14 protein-coding genes are annotated in these 13,173 nt (G+C 74.6%); 7 read left to right on the plus strand and 7 right to left on the minus strand.

The annotated features are described in order from the left end of the window. Positions 1-87 precede the first annotated feature (87 nt). Positions 88-1,212 carry an NADH:flavin oxidoreductase gene (locus ACGFQC_RS15490; RefSeq protein ID WP_363086810.1) on the plus strand — a complete coding sequence of 375 codons (1,125 nt, stop codon included), beginning with the start codon at positions 88-90 and terminating at the stop codon, positions 1,210-1,212. A 61-nt stretch (positions 1,213-1,273) separates the two neighbouring features. On the opposite strand, the gene ACGFQC_RS15495 is transcribed toward ACGFQC_RS15490, so the two are convergent. Beyond that, positions 1,274-1,843 carry a hypothetical protein gene (locus ACGFQC_RS15495; protein ID WP_363086809.1) on the minus strand — a complete coding sequence of 190 codons (570 nt, stop codon included), beginning with the start codon at positions 1,841-1,843 and terminating at the stop codon, positions 1,274-1,276. Positions 1,844-2,142: 299 nt separating this feature from the next. Between ACGFQC_RS15495 and ACGFQC_RS15500 the strand changes: the two genes are divergently transcribed. Next, entirely contained in the window at positions 2,143-3,228 is a 1,086-nt protein-coding gene (locus ACGFQC_RS15500; RefSeq protein WP_363086808.1) for a hypothetical protein, read from the plus strand. A gap of 42 nt (positions 3,229-3,270) precedes the next feature. On the opposite strand, the gene ACGFQC_RS15505 is transcribed toward ACGFQC_RS15500, so the two are convergent. The 3 genes from ACGFQC_RS15505 to ACGFQC_RS15515 are packed head-to-tail and all read right to left on the minus strand — an operon-like array spanning position 3,271 to position 6,585. Further along, complete coding sequence (locus tag ACGFQC_RS15505) at positions 3,271-4,698, minus strand: PTS transporter subunit EIIC (RefSeq protein WP_363086807.1); 1,428 nt, start codon at positions 4,696-4,698, stop codon at positions 3,271-3,273. A 16-nt stretch (positions 4,699-4,714) separates the two neighbouring features. After that, the gene (murQ, locus tag ACGFQC_RS15510; protein WP_363086806.1) at positions 4,715-5,650 is read right to left on the minus strand and encodes an N-acetylmuramic acid 6-phosphate etherase; all 936 of its coding nucleotides are present in this window, start codon (positions 5,648-5,650) and stop codon (positions 4,715-4,717) included. 50 nt (positions 5,651-5,700) lie between these two features. Beyond that, positions 5,701-6,585, minus strand: a complete 885-nt coding sequence (locus ACGFQC_RS15515) for a MurR/RpiR family transcriptional regulator (RefSeq protein WP_363086805.1) — start codon at positions 6,583-6,585, stop codon at positions 5,701-5,703. A gap of 55 nt (positions 6,586-6,640) precedes the next feature. On the opposite strand from ACGFQC_RS15515, the gene ACGFQC_RS15520 reads away from it, so the two are divergent. Together ACGFQC_RS15520 and ACGFQC_RS15525 are read left to right on the plus strand one after the other, a co-directional pair. Further along, entirely contained in the window at positions 6,641-7,030 is a 390-nt protein-coding gene (locus tag ACGFQC_RS15520; RefSeq protein ID WP_363086804.1) for a hypothetical protein, read from the plus strand. Positions 7,031-7,037: 7 nt separating this feature from the next. Then, entirely contained in the window at positions 7,038-7,307 is a 270-nt protein-coding gene (locus ACGFQC_RS15525; RefSeq protein ID WP_363086803.1) for a DUF4031 domain-containing protein, read from the plus strand. Here the strand turns inward: ACGFQC_RS15525 and ACGFQC_RS15530 are convergent. Together ACGFQC_RS15530 and ACGFQC_RS15535 are read right to left on the minus strand one after the other, a co-directional pair. Beyond that, a complete protein-coding gene (locus tag ACGFQC_RS15530) occupies positions 7,304-8,419 on the minus strand; it encodes a GNAT family N-acetyltransferase (protein WP_363086802.1) in 1,116 nt (371 codons plus the stop codon). The genes ACGFQC_RS15525 and ACGFQC_RS15530 overlap by 4 nt on opposite strands. Positions 8,420-8,446: 27 nt before the next feature. Beyond that, complete coding sequence (locus tag ACGFQC_RS15535; protein ID WP_363086801.1) at positions 8,447-9,145, minus strand: hypothetical protein; 699 nt, start codon at positions 9,143-9,145, stop codon at positions 8,447-8,449. Between the two features lie 109 nt (positions 9,146-9,254). On the opposite strand from ACGFQC_RS15535, the gene ACGFQC_RS15540 reads away from it, so the two are divergent. Further along, positions 9,255-9,947: a copper homeostasis protein CutC gene (locus ACGFQC_RS15540; protein WP_363086800.1), complete on the plus strand. Its 693-nt coding sequence runs from the start codon at positions 9,255-9,257 to the stop codon at positions 9,945-9,947. Between the two features lie 55 nt (positions 9,948-10,002). On the opposite strand, the gene ACGFQC_RS15545 is transcribed toward ACGFQC_RS15540, so the two are convergent. Next, a complete protein-coding gene (locus ACGFQC_RS15545) occupies positions 10,003-12,054 on the minus strand; it encodes an ATP-binding domain-containing protein (RefSeq protein ID WP_363086799.1) in 2,052 nt (683 codons plus the stop codon). Positions 12,055-12,392: 338 nt separating this feature from the next. On the opposite strand from ACGFQC_RS15545, the gene ACGFQC_RS15550 reads away from it, so the two are divergent. Both ACGFQC_RS15550 and ACGFQC_RS15555 read left to right on the plus strand, forming a co-directional pair. Continuing rightward, positions 12,393-12,611, plus strand: coding sequence for a hypothetical protein (locus ACGFQC_RS15550; RefSeq protein ID WP_363086798.1), 219 nt, complete (start codon positions 12,393-12,395; stop codon positions 12,609-12,611). A 69-nt stretch (positions 12,612-12,680) separates the two neighbouring features. Then, positions 12,681-13,070 (plus strand): hypothetical protein, encoded by a 390-nt coding sequence (locus ACGFQC_RS15555; protein ID WP_363086797.1) that lies wholly within the window; start codon positions 12,681-12,683, stop codon positions 13,068-13,070. Positions 13,071-13,173 lie beyond the last annotated feature (103 nt).

The raw sequence follows: 13,173 nt of genomic DNA on the forward strand, positions 1-13,173 counted from the left end.
AGGGAGGGCGGTGCTTGCACGTGCACATACCGTCCGGAATGTCCGCTACTCGATGTCCGCCGCGACCTCTCCGAGGAGTCCCCTGTCGTGACTGCCACCCCCGCCGCCACCCGCGCCGCCGAGATCCTCGCGCGTCCCGTCTCCCTCAACGGCCTGACCGTTCCGAACCGCATCGTCATGGCGCCCATGACCCGCATGTTCTCGCCCGGCGGCATCCCCGGCGAGGACGTGGCGTCGTACTACGGCCGCCGCGCCGCCGCCGGTGTCGGTCTCGTCGTCACCGAGGGCACGTACGTCGGCCACGACTCGGCCGGGCAGAGCGACCGGGTGCCGCGCTTCCACGGCGAGGAGCAGCTGGCGGGCTGGGCGAAGGTCGCCGAGGCCGTGCACGCGGGGGGCGGGACGATCATGCCGCAGCTGTGGCACATCGGCATGGTGCGCAAGCAGGGCCAGCCGCCCGTCGCGGACGCCCCCGCCGTCGGCCCTTCCGGCGTTCGCACGGACGGCACCGAGGGCACCGGCAAGGCGATGACCCAGCGCGACCTGGACGACGTCATCGGCGCCTTCGCCGAGGCCGCGGCGGCCGCGGAGCGCATCGGCTTCGACGGCGTGGAGATCCACGGCGCCCACGGCTACCTGGTCGACCAGTTCCTGTGGGCGGGCACCAACCGCCGCACCGACGCCTACGGCGGCGACCCGGTCGCCCGCACCCGGTTCGCCGCCGAGATCGTCGCCGCCGTGCGCCGGGCCGTGTCGCCGCAGTTCCCGGTCGTCTTCCGCTACTCGCAGTGGAAGCAGGACGCCTACGACGCGCGCCTCGCCGAGACCCCGCAGGAGCTGGAGGCCATCCTCGCCCCGCTCGCCGCGGCCGGCGTCGACGCCTTCCACGCCTCCACGCGCCGCTACTGGGTCCCCGAGTTCGACGGTTCCGACCTCAACCTCGCGGGCTGGACGAAGAAGCTGACCGGCCGGCCCACCATCACCGTCGGGTCGGTCGGTCTCGACGGCGAGTTCTTCAAGACCTTCCAGGGCGAGGGCTCCGCCCTCAGGAGCATCGACGACCTCCTCGACCGGCTGGAGCGCGACGAGTTCGACCTGGTGGCCGTCGGCCGCGCGCTGCTCCAGGACCCGGAGTGGGCCGCCAAGGTCCTGGCCGGCCGCCTCGACGAGCTGAAGCCCTACGACGCCGCCGCGCTGAAGACCCTCAGCTGAGCGGCAACGCGCGGGTGTGGTCCGGGAGACGGGACGCCTTCCTCTCCCGGCCGGGCCCGCACTAGAGATTGCCCAGCGGCTCGATGTCGACCTTCACCGGGGTGCCCCAGATGCGCACCACCTCGTAATCGGTGAACTCGTGGACGAGACGGTAGGCCATCGCGGGGCGGGAGCCGCGGCGCAGGGCGTTGATGTACAGCTCCGCCTCGCGCCGGTCCCGCCTCGGCGTGCCGCACAGATGCCACTCCTGTCCGGTCCACAGTTCCGCGAGCCACCGCTGCTGCGGCTGCGGGCGGTCGGCGCGGGCGCCGTACCGGGAGGGGGCCGGGGCGCTGGGGGGCGCCTGCGGGGCGGGGCCGTTGTACTCGGCGCGCCGGGCCGCGCGGCGACGCGTCTCGCACAGCAGGCACAGGTCGTGCGCCGCGTTGTCGACCGGGCCGTTCGGGTGCTCGGCGCAGCGGGTGGTGGGCGCGGCTCCGACGACGCTGTCGTCCAGCAGGTCCAGGGCGCGCCGCAGATCGGCCTTGACCTCGTGCAGCCGGGCGTCGGGGGTGTCGGCGGCCAGGGCCTCGCCGTGCTCCCCGAGCAGTCGGAGAGCGCGACCGAGAGCGGTGAGCTGGGCGTGGTTCATGACACCCAGGGTAGGGCGGCCCGGCCGGACGCGGTTCCTCACCGTCAGGACGTCGGCGGCGGCAGCCCACCCGCCGCCCGTGTCCGGCCCCGCCCGGGGCTCCCGGCATCCGGGGCAGCACGGCCGCCCGGGCGCTCGCCGGGCCTCCTCAGCACACAACCGGTGCACGCACGCGCAAGTCCGGTGGGGGTTTCCTCCCTAGAGTGCTCCGGGCCCGGGCGGCGGATTCCGACCGGCAGGCGGCAGCCCGGTCCACGGACCGCCGCGGTGCGCTGACGAGGACGAGGACGAGAGGACAGATGATGAGGACAAGAGGCTTACGGACCAGGGGAACCGGACTCCTGCCGCGCGCGTGGGTGGCCCTGCTGGCCGGGCTGGCGCTGCTGCTCGGCGTGTCGGCCGGACCCGCCGCGGCCACCGAGGGATCGTGGATCAACGAGGGCGGTGACGCCAGGTCGCCCGACGCGCTGTCCGCACAGTGGTTCCGCGGAGACCTCTACGAGGTGGTACGCGGGAACGACAACCAGATCTGGTGGCGGTACCGCAACGGCGCCTGGCAGGTGATGCCGGGCGGCGCCCGCACCTACCACCGCCCCGAGGTCGTCTCGCTGCTCAACATCGGCACCGGCGGCTTGCAGGACTCCCGCCTCGTCGTCTTCCACGTCGGCACCGACGGCGTGGTCTACTACAGCATCCTCCGCGGCGCGGCGGGCAACCTGTGGTCGGACTGGGACAACGTACCGGGTAATTTCCGCACCAATAACGGCATCACCACGGCGAGCGGTATCAACAATGTCGTCCTCTACACGGTGCGCGACCAACAGGTGTACGTGCACAACATGGAGCTGTGGAACGGCGCACCGTCGTTCCCGCTGGGCGACTGGGGCACGCAGCACTCCCCGCGGGTACACGGCATGGTGGCCAGCGTGTCCACGTACAGCCGTTCCATCAGTACGAACATCATGAATTTCGAGGTCGCACGGGGGCTGAACGACCGCGTCTACGTCTCCCGTTCGCGCACCGACATGAACAGCGTGCGGAACGCGTCCTTCACCGAACTGCCCGGCGGCGGCGAGTGCGAGTCCGTCGCGGTCGGCCGCGGGGGCCCCACCTCTCCCACGACCAACACCAATGACCCCGACTACCAGGCGCAGCAGAACCTCGCCATCGGCTGCATCAGCCCCAACGACCACGAACTCTGGGTCAACCGCTCCACCGACGGCGGCCAGAACTTCACGGGCTGGTCCCGCGCCAGTACCGGGGCCGCGGCCACCGCCTCGCCCGAGATCCACGGTGCTCCCGGCGGGGAGGTCTTCGCCGTCCTGTCCTGGGGCGGGGACACCCCCTTCAAGCAGCGCATGATCGTCATGAAGCGGATCATCTGACCCGCAAGCACCCCGACGTCGGAGTGTCGGCAGCGCCGGATCTCAGGAGCGGTGCGGGTCGCGGACCGGGGTGACGGCCGCTGCCGCCGCCGCGACCCCGCCGAAGGCATAGGTCGCGGCGAACCCGACCGCGTACCCCGTCAGCAGCCCGCCCGCGTAGATCGCCGCCGTCACGCCCAGCCCTCGGTTGCCCGCCAGCAACGGGAACAGCGCCCAGCCGGACGGCCCGATCGCGGTCGCCCCCACCCTGTCCCCGAGCATTGCGAAGAACCCGACGAAGGCCCCGCCCGCCGCCCCGCCCGCACATGCGGTGAGGAAGGGTCGGCCGAGCGGCAGCGACACCCCGTAGATCAGGGGCTCGCCGACGCCCAGCAGTCCGGCCGGCAGCGCCGACCTGATCGTCGTGCGCAGGGACGTGTCGTGGCGCAGCCGGACGTACACCGCCATCGCCGCGCCGACCTGGCCCGCGCCCGCCATCGCCAGGACGGGCAGCAGCACGGTGTGGCCCTGCTGTTCGATGAGCGTGGTGTGGATGGGGATGAGGGCCTGGTGCAGCCCCAGCATCACCAGCGGGAGGAACAGCCCGCCCAGGACCAGGCCGGCGAACGCACCCGTCGTCGTCAGCAGCCAGTTCGCCGCCGTGCCGATGGCGGTCGAGACCGTGCCGGCCGCCCACATCAGGCCGTACAGCGTGGCCAGGCCCGCGACGAGGACGGTCAGGGTCGGGGTCAGCAGCACGTCCAGGGCCGCCGGGACCCGGCCCCGGCACCACCTCTCCACGCACGTCGCCAGCAGCGCCGCCGCCAGCGCGCCGAGGACCCCGCCCTGCCCGGGGGCGAGCGTCACCCCGAACGCCGTGACCTTCGCGACGCCCGGATACACCACGATCGCCGCCACCGCCCCGCCCAGTACGGGCGTGCCGCCGAACTCCTTCGCCGTGTTGACGCCGACGAACACCGCGATCAGCGCCATGAAGGCGGACGCCACGGCGGCCAGCGCCGGCGTCAGCCAGGGCAGCAGGCCGGCGTTGACCAGCAGCCCGTTGACGCCGGCGAGGACCCCACAGCCGATCAGGGCGGGGACGAGGGGCACGAAGACGGCGGCGAGGCGGCGCAGGGCGGCCCGGCCGGGCGTGGCGTCGCGCCGCTGCCGCTCGCCCTTCAACCCCGCTCCCCGCGCGGCCAGTTCCGCCGCCGCCGTCGGCCGGGCGCCGAGCAGCTCCTCGAACGCCGCCGTCACCCGCCCGACGACCCCCGGCCCGAGCACCACCTGGTACGCGCCGCCGTCCACGACGAGCCCCAGCACCCCGGGCACCGCCCGCAGCGCCTCCTCGTCCGCCCGTGACGGATCGGCGAGGCCCAGCCGCAGCCGGGTCATGCAGTGGGCGACGGAGGTCACGTTCGCGGGGCCGCCGACCAGGGGCAGGAGCGCGGCGGCGGTGGCACGGTCGGCACGGTCATCGGTAGGCACCTGCTGAGCGTGCGGGTCAGGAGCGCGCGGCGGCGAGCGCGGCGCGCAGACGGCCGCCGGACTCCTCCAGAAGGCGGGTGGCGGACGGCCCGTCGACCCCGGCGAGCAGCACGAGGACCGCGTTCTTCACCTCGCCGCCGGTGACGTCGAGGGCCCGCTCGATCTCCGCGTCGTCCGCGCCCGTCGCCAGCGAGACGATCCGCCGCGAGCGGGCCCGCAGCTTCTCGTTCGAGGCCCGCACGTCGACCATCAGGTTCCCGTACGTCTTGCCCAGCCGGATCATCGTGATCGTCGACAGCATGTTCAGCACCAGCTTCTGCGCGGTTCCCGCCTTCAGCCGGGTCGACCCGGTGAGCAGCTCGGGCCCGACGACCACCTCGATGCCGTGCTCGGCGGTCGCGGCCAGCGTGCTGCCCGGGTTGCAGGCCAGCCCGACGGTCAGGGCACCGGCCGAGCGCGCGTGCTCCACCGCGCCGATCGCGTACGGGGTGCGCCCCGAGGCGGAGATCCCGACCACCGTGTCCACGGCGGTCAGCGCGAGGCCGGCCAGGTCCGCCCGCGCCAGCTCCCGCGAGTCCTCGGCGCCCTCGACGGAGGTCACCATCGCCGGCGGCCCGCCCGCGACGAGTCCCACGACCTGGCCGGGGGCGGTGTTGAAGGTCGGCGGACACTCGGACGCGTCCAGCACACCGAGCCGCCCGGCCGTTCCCGCCCCGGCGTACACCAGCCGCCCGCCGCGCTCCATCCGGGCGGCGATCGCGTCGACGGCGGCCGCGATCTCGGGCAGTCGCGCGGCCACGGCGGCGGCCACCCGGGCGTCCTCGCCGTTCATGAGCCGGGCGATGTCGAGGGTGGGCAGCCGGTCGATCTCGGCGAGTTCGGGCCGGAAGGCCTCGGTGGTGAGCGATCCGAGCTGGGCGAGCAGGTCGTCGGGGCGGGGGGTCGAGGTCATGGCGGTGGCTCTTTCTCTCCGGCGCGGGTCGGTCGACGTGTCCCCACGGTCTACCGGTGCCGGTGCGCCAGTGCCTCGTACGACGCGGCCAGCGCCGGTGCCGCCGTGTCGTACGTGCGCTGCGCCACCCCCACGAACAGGCAGTCCACCACCAGCAGCTGACCGGTCCTGGACGACATCGCCGCGGGCCGCAGCTCGCTCTCCCGGCCCGTCGACGTCGTCAGCACCTGGTCCGCGTACCGCGCGACCGCCCCGCCCGGCCGCCCGGTGACGGCGACGGTCGTGGCACCCCGCTCGAAGGCGACCCGCAGCGGTTCGACGACGTCCCGCGTCGACCCGGAGTGCGTGATCGCGACGGCGACGTCCCCCGCCCGCAACTGCACCGCGTTCGTCACCGCGAGGTGCGGGTCGCTGTGGGCGTGGGCCACGAGCCCTGTCCGCAGCAGTTTCTGCGCGAGGTCCTGGGCGACGAGCCCGGACGCGCCGACGCCGTAGACGTCCGTCCTGCGGGCGGCGGCCACCGCCGCCACCGCCGCCCCGAGCTGCACGGTGTCGAGACCGGCGGCGGTGTCGGCGAGGGTCTGCCGTTCGTCGTGGGCGAGTTCGACGACGACGTCCGCGATCGGGTCGTCGACCGCGATGCCGGTGGTGAGGGCGGGGGCGCGGCCGGACCGCTGCTGCGCCGCGAGGCCGGCGAGGGCGAGCCGCAGTTCGCGGTGGCCGGGGTAGCCGAGCAGCCGGGCGGTGCGCACGACGGTCGCCTCGCTGGTGCCGGTGCGTTCCGCGAGGCGCGTGACGGTGAGCGCCGCGCAGCCCGCGGGGTCGCCCGCGACGGTCTCGGCGACGCGCCGCACCGAGCGGGTCATGGACGGGGCGAGCGCGCGGACCCGGACGGCGAGGGCGCCGCCGAAAATTTCCGTCACGTCCTGGGACACCCATGGAAAATATTTCCGGCCCGGTGGCACGGTCAAGAGTGCGCACAATGGATGCATGGACCCCTCCCCTTCCCGCATCAGCCCACTGGAACAGGCGTTGCACGCCGCGCGCGCCCTCGTCCTCGCCGACCTGGCCTCGGGCGAGGTGGCCGCGGCGGACGTGGTGTCCCTGGTCGAGGAGTCCGTGACGCAGCGGCGCTGGTGGGTGGAGCAGTGGCCGGACGGCGTGGCCTTCGTGGCCGGACTGGTGGCGCAGGACGTGCAGGACGCCCTGCTGGAGCGCCACGGCCGCTGGCCGATCTGCCCGGTGTGCGGCTCGGGCGACCCGCACGCGCTGGAGGTCGAGCCCGAACTCGGGCCCGACCCGCACTGGGTGTGCCACCGGGCGGGGGTGAGGGTCGCGGCGGTCGGGGCGCTGGGGTCGGCGTCCGGCCGGGCCTCGTGAGGCGCGCGTGACGATCTACGTCGACCCGCCGGACTGGCCCGGCCACGGACGGCTGTGGTCCCACCTCGTCAGCGACGTGTCCTTCGACGAACTGCATGCGTTCGCCGACAAGTTGGGCGTGCCCCGGCGGGCGTTCGAACGCGACCACTACGACATTCCCTCGCACCGGTACCCCGACGTGGTCGCGGCCGGCGCGGTGCAGGTCAGCAGCCGCGAGGTGGTACGGCTGCTGACGGCGGCCGGACTGCGGCGGCCCAAGGGGCGCCGCCTGCCCTAGAGACGGGGTGGCCCGGAGGGCCGCTGCACGCGGCGCGTGTACAGCCGTAGCGTGTCGTCCTCCAGGAGGGACTCCCGCGCCACGTCGGCCCGGACGAACCCGGCGCGGGTCAGTACGGCCTGCGAGGGGGTGTTCGCCTCCTCCACCGCCGCGCACAGCAGGCGTACGTCGTCCCGCGCGAGCGCCCACTTCGCGAGGGCGTCGACCGCCTCGGTGGCGTAGCCGTGGCCGCGGGCGGGCTCCACGAGGTCGTAGCCGATCTCGGTGCGGCCCTCCTCGTCGGGCATCCCGTGGAAGCTCAGGCTGCCGACGGCCCGGCCGTCCGCCCGCCGGACGAGGACGAACACCCCGAACTCGGGCCGGTGCACCCCGGCGTCGTACGCCTTCAGCAGGCCGGCGGCGACCTCGCGGGTGCCCTCGTAGGGGGCGTCGCCGAGCCAGCCGAAACCGCCGTCGCCGCCCGCGACCAGGTCGGCGGCGGCCGCCGGGGTGAGGCCTTCGAGGGTGAGGCGTCCGGCGGGCAGGACCAGGTTGTTGTTCCAGCGCCAGCCGGTGACCGGGGCGCGGCCGGGCAGCTCGCCGCGGCCGGTGGCCCACAGCAGGGTCGGCCAGGGCTCGGGGCCCGGCCGCACGTGCGGGAAGATCCGGGTGAGGACGTCCTCGCACAGCCCGGCGGGCGGCTCGTACGCCAGCCCCAGGCCCTCGGCGATGTCGTGGGTGTGCAGGAGGACCTCGGCGATGCCCATCGCGGCGAAGCCCTCGCGGTTCGCGCTGCGGAAGGGGTGGGGGTGGAAGGCGCGGACCCGGGGCGGGGTGGTGCGGACGGTGGCGGCGAGCAGGGCGCCGGTGGTCTCGACGACGTCCAGGACGCCCGCCTGGTCGGTGCCCTCGTCGAGGGTGATTCCGAAGGGCACGTAGGCGGTCCGTGCCCGGCCCGCCAACTGGGCGGCGTAGGAGAGGAGATCGTCCGCCACGTGCTCCGCCGTCTCCCGGCAGGTCCACTCCAGCCGGCCGGCCCGCGCACCGGTCCAGTCCCGGTCCACCGCCGTCCGCAGCAGCTCCACGCTGCCCGCGACGGCCTCCGTCACCTGATCCCCGCCCCATGCGCGCATGGCAGGCAGCGTAGCGAGCGCCGGGGCTCAGACCGACAGCATGTCCAGCTCCGCGCGCATGTTGTACCGGGCCGTCGCCTCCCATTCACGCGCCCCGTACGGGGTGCGGAACAGCCGGGGCAGGCCGAGGAGACGGCGCAGCACGTCTGCCCGGCCCTCGCGGAAGGCGTCGCCGGGGACGAAGTGGTACTCCTCGCGGATCTCTGCCGTGTAGGCGGCGTACGCGGACGGCGGCGCGGCGAGGATCGCGAGGTCGGCGTCGCACAGCACCTGGCCGTCGCGGTCGTCGTCGGCCGGGTCGTGGGTGACGGTGAGCCGGACCAGGCGGGCCACCTCGGCGGTCTTCGCCGCCGGCAGTCCGGCCTCGGGGAGCGCGCGTTCGGCGAGGCGGGCGGAGCGGTCCTCGTTCTCGGAGCGGTCGGGGAGGTGGACGGCGTCGTGGAACCAGGCGGCCAGGCGGACGACGTCCGGGTCGTCGGCGTACTCCTGGAGCGTGTCGATCCGGTCGAGGACCGCGGTGAGGTGGGTGAGCGTGTGGTAGCGGCGCTGCGGCTCCTGCCAGCGGCCCAGGAGGTCGTCGGCGTAGGGCAGGGGGTCCGGGGCGGCGGGACCGGCGGCGGAGGCCGGGGCGCGGGCGGCTTCGAGGGTGCGGCGGAAGCGGGCGCGCAGGGCTTGCGGGGCGGTGTCTCCGGCGCGGGGGTGGTCGGGTGCGGGGTGGTCGGCCATACGGTCATTCTCGCCCGGCCCGGCCGGGGACGCGGGGGTGAGCGCGGCGGCTCGCAGGCGTACTCTGGAATTGGACTAGACCTGTAGAGCCGTCGACGAATGGGGTCCCATGAGCAAGCGTGCAGTCCTGGAGGTGATCGCCCTCGACGCGCGGGACGCGGTCGCCGCCCGGGCCGGAGGCGCCGACCGCCTCGAAGTGGTCACCGACATGGCTGCCGACGGGCTCACCCCGTCCGCCGCGGCCTTCGCCGCGATCCGGGCCGCCGTCGACATCGACCTGCGCGTCATGCTCCGTCTTACCGACGGGTTCGCCGCCGGGGACGTCGGGCGGCTCGTCCGGGCCGCCGCGGCGCTGCGGGCGGCCGGGGCGGACCAGTTCGTGCTCGGCTTCCTCGACGCGGAGGGCGGCGTGGACCTGGCCGCCGTCGAGCGGGTGGTGGCGGAACTGGACGGCTGCCCGTGGACGTTCCACCGGGCCATCGACCACACGGCCGACCGGGACGCCCTGCGCAAGCAGTGCGAGGGGCTGCCCGGACTCGACACCTACCTCACGGCCGGATCGGCCGCGGGCGTCGACGACGGGCTGCCCGTGCTGGTCGCGGAGGCGGGCCGGCGCGGGGAGCAGGGGTACGAGCAGGAGGTCCTGGTGGGGGGAGGACTGCGGCTCGACCACGTGCCGGCGCTGCGGGCGGCGGGTGTCGACGCGTTCCACATCGGCGGGGCGGCCCGGCCGGACGGCTGGCGGGGGCCGGTGTCGGCGGAGGCCGTGGGGGAGTGGCGGCGGGTGCTCGACGAGGGGTGAGACGACGGGGCAGGGGCCGTCCGGGGCACCCGGACGGCCCCTGCCGGAAAATCCCCTACCGGCCCGCAAGTTGGGGCGGCAGGCCGGTGGCGTGGGTGACCACCAGCCCCGAGACGGCCCGGGTCAGCGCCACGTACAGGCGTCGCAGTCCCGTCCGTTCGTCCGGCTCGGCGTCCACCACCGCGCTCGGCTCGTCCAGGACGACGTGGTCGTACTCCAGGCCCTTGGCCAGGGAGGCCGGGACCAGGGTCAGGCGGGTCTGACGGGTGGTCTCCTCGCCCGGGGCCAGGAAGGGGATCCCCGCCGCCCCGAGGGCCTTCGCCAGCGCGGGCACGCGGGCGTCGGCCGCGATGAGGCCCGTCGACCCCTCGTTGCGGAGCGACTCCTCGCAGGCGGCGACGACGTCCCCGTCGCCCGACACCGCGCGGATCTCGAAGGAGCCGGGGTTCTCCCGGACGGAGGCGACCGGCGTCAGGCCCGGCGCGATGTGGGGCAGCAGCCGGGAGGCGTAGGCGATGACGTCCGTCGGGACGCGGAAACCTGCCGTCAGTTCCTCGATCACCGCGTCGGCCTTGCCGAGGTGGACGAGGGCCTCCTCCCAACTGCGCGTCGCCCAGGGCGTGGTGCCCTGCGCCAGATCGCCCAGGACGGTCGCGCTGCCGGTGGTGCAGCGGCGGCCGACCGCGCGGTACTGCATGGGGGACAGGTCCTGCGCCTCGTCGAGGACGACGTGGCCCAGGGAGGGCGTGCGCTCCACGAGGTCGCCGGCCTCGTCGATCAGCACCGCGTCCGCGGCGGACCACCTGGCCGACCTCACCGACCGCACCGGCTTCGCCCACAGGATCGTCTTCTGCTCGTCCCCGGTGAGGATGCCCTCCGCGTGTTCCGCGAGGAACTCCGCGTCCGTGAGCAGCCGCAGCACCAGCTTCGCCGGGTCGACGGGCGGCCAGACGGCTTTCACGGCGGCCTTGACGGCGCCGTCGCGGGCCACGGCGTCCTGCACCCGGTCGTCGGGTGCCTCCCCGGCCCGCTCCATCTGCACCAGCACGGCGTGCGCGACGCGCTGCGGGAGGGCGTCGCGGGCGGCGCCGTAGCGGATGTCGCGCTCGAGCAACTCGCGGACGATCTGCTCCAACTCGTACGCCGGGACCCGCCAGCGGCGCGAACCGCGGACGACGACGACCGGCTCGGCCGGCAGGGTGACGTGGGAGTACAGCGCTCGCCGCAGCACCTCGGCCATCCTCGCGTCGCCCTTGACGACCGCCGCGGGTGCCTCGTCCGTGCCCCGCACCTCCACCCGCGCGACGAGGTCGTCGACGGTCGCCTGGCGGACCGTCAGCTCGCCCAGGGCGGGGAGCACCTGCTCGATGTAACTGAGGAAGGACCGGTTCGGTCCGATGACCAGCGTGCCGGTGCGGGCCAGCCGCTCGCGGTGCGCGTACAGCAGGTACGCCACCCGGTGCAGGCCGACGGCCGTCTTCCCGGTGCCGGGGCCGCCCTGCACGCACACCGAGCCGCCCAGCCCGCTGCGGACGATCTCGTCCTGCTCGGGCTGGATGGTGGCGACGATGTCCCGCATCGGACCGACGCGCGGCCGCTCGATCTCCCGCTGGAGCAGCTTGCTGGTGCCGGCCGTCTCGGCCGGGTCCGAGAGGTGCTCGTCCTCGTAGGCGGTGAGGTCACCGCCGGTGTAGCCGAAGCGGCGCCTGAGGCCGACGTCCAGCGGGTCCTTCCTGGAGGCCCGGTAGAACGGCTGCGAGACCGGCGCGCGCCAGTCGACGACCATCGGGTCGCCGTCGTGGTCGTGGACGTGCCGGCGCCCGATGTAGAAGCGCTCGCCCCCGGCCCCCTCCGCCCGGTCCGCGCCCGGAGCGTGCAGGTAGTCGAGCCGGCCGAAGAACAGCGGGGTGTCGCTGAGGTCGGCGAGCGCCTTGACGCGCTCCCCGATCTGGCGCTCCAGGATCTGCGCGTTGACCCAGTTGGCGGTGACGTCGCTGATGTCGAGGGACTGGACGTCCTCGCGCATGGCGCGCAGCGCGGCGCGGGAGGCGGCGAGGTGGGAGCGCTCACCGAGGAGCGGGTCGGCGGCGGACACGGGCGTGGACAAGGGGGTGCCTCCGGGCCTGCGAAAGGGGTGACTGCGGAAAGCCGTCCGGTTTCCGTCCGGGCGGCGGCGCTCCCTGGGGAGGCGGGCAAGAGCGGAGATTCTAGGACCTCGGGGCACTGCCGGGCCAACGGGTTTCCGCCCGGCCTCCGTCCTGCCCGCCTGCCCGTCGCCCGCCTGCCGTCCGCCTTCTCCCCTTCTTCCTTCTTCTCCTCCGTCCCCTAGGGGACGGAGCCCCGCTCCCCGGAGGAACCGCTCCGCCCGAGGGCGGACGGAAAGTCCACCCGAAATGGCTCCCGAGACCGATGCCGCCCTTATGTCCGCGATCGCACCATGGAGGTATGAGCGCAGCGACCTTCACCCCAGCCCCAGCCCCAGCCCCGGGCCGCCCGCCCGGCGCGACCCCCCTCTTCGGCGGCCACCACCACCGCCTGGGCGACGCCCTGCACGCGGTACGCGTCTTCGCGGGCGCGGCCTTCGACGTGGTGATCCTCGGCGAGTACGGCGAGGAGGCAGGCGTCCGCCGCCGGGAGCCCCCGCCGCTCCCGCCACGCGACTGAGTACGCGCGGCGCCCGGCTGAGTACCCGCGCCGATGCCCGCCCGCACCGCCCGGCGGTTCACTCGGGGCATGACGACACCGCACCCCGCGTATCCGGCACCGCACGCGACCCCCGTCCCGGTCCCCGCCGACCAGGACCGCCATGCCTGGGTGGCCCCGCTCGTCGCGACCGTCCTGCTGGTCTTCCTGGGACCGGCGGCCCTGTTCCTCGGCGGCATCTCGGCGATGGCGACCGACAGCTGCGGTCCCGACGACTGCTCGTCGGCGCTGAACACGTCCCTGAAGCTGATCTACGGCATCCTCGAATTCGGCGGACCGGTCACCCTGGCCGCCTTCGTCGCCGCCTGGGCCCTGCCCTGGAGGCGCCGCTGGTCGGCCCTGCGCGCCTGCCTGGCCGCCGCGTCGCTGCTGCCGCCGCTGACCGTGCTGTTCCTGGTGCTCACCCTGCCCGCGCCGTAGTCCCCGCCCCGGTCGGGGTCTCTGCCCGCGCCGTAGTCCCCGCCCCGGTCGGGGTCTCCGTCCGCGCCGTAGTCCCCGCCCCGGTCGGGGTCTCCGTCCGCGC

The sequence above is a fragment of the Streptomyces sp. NPDC048734 genome (assembly GCF_043198675.1).
Lineage (GTDB): Bacteria > Actinomycetota > Actinomycetes > Streptomycetales > Streptomycetaceae > Streptomyces.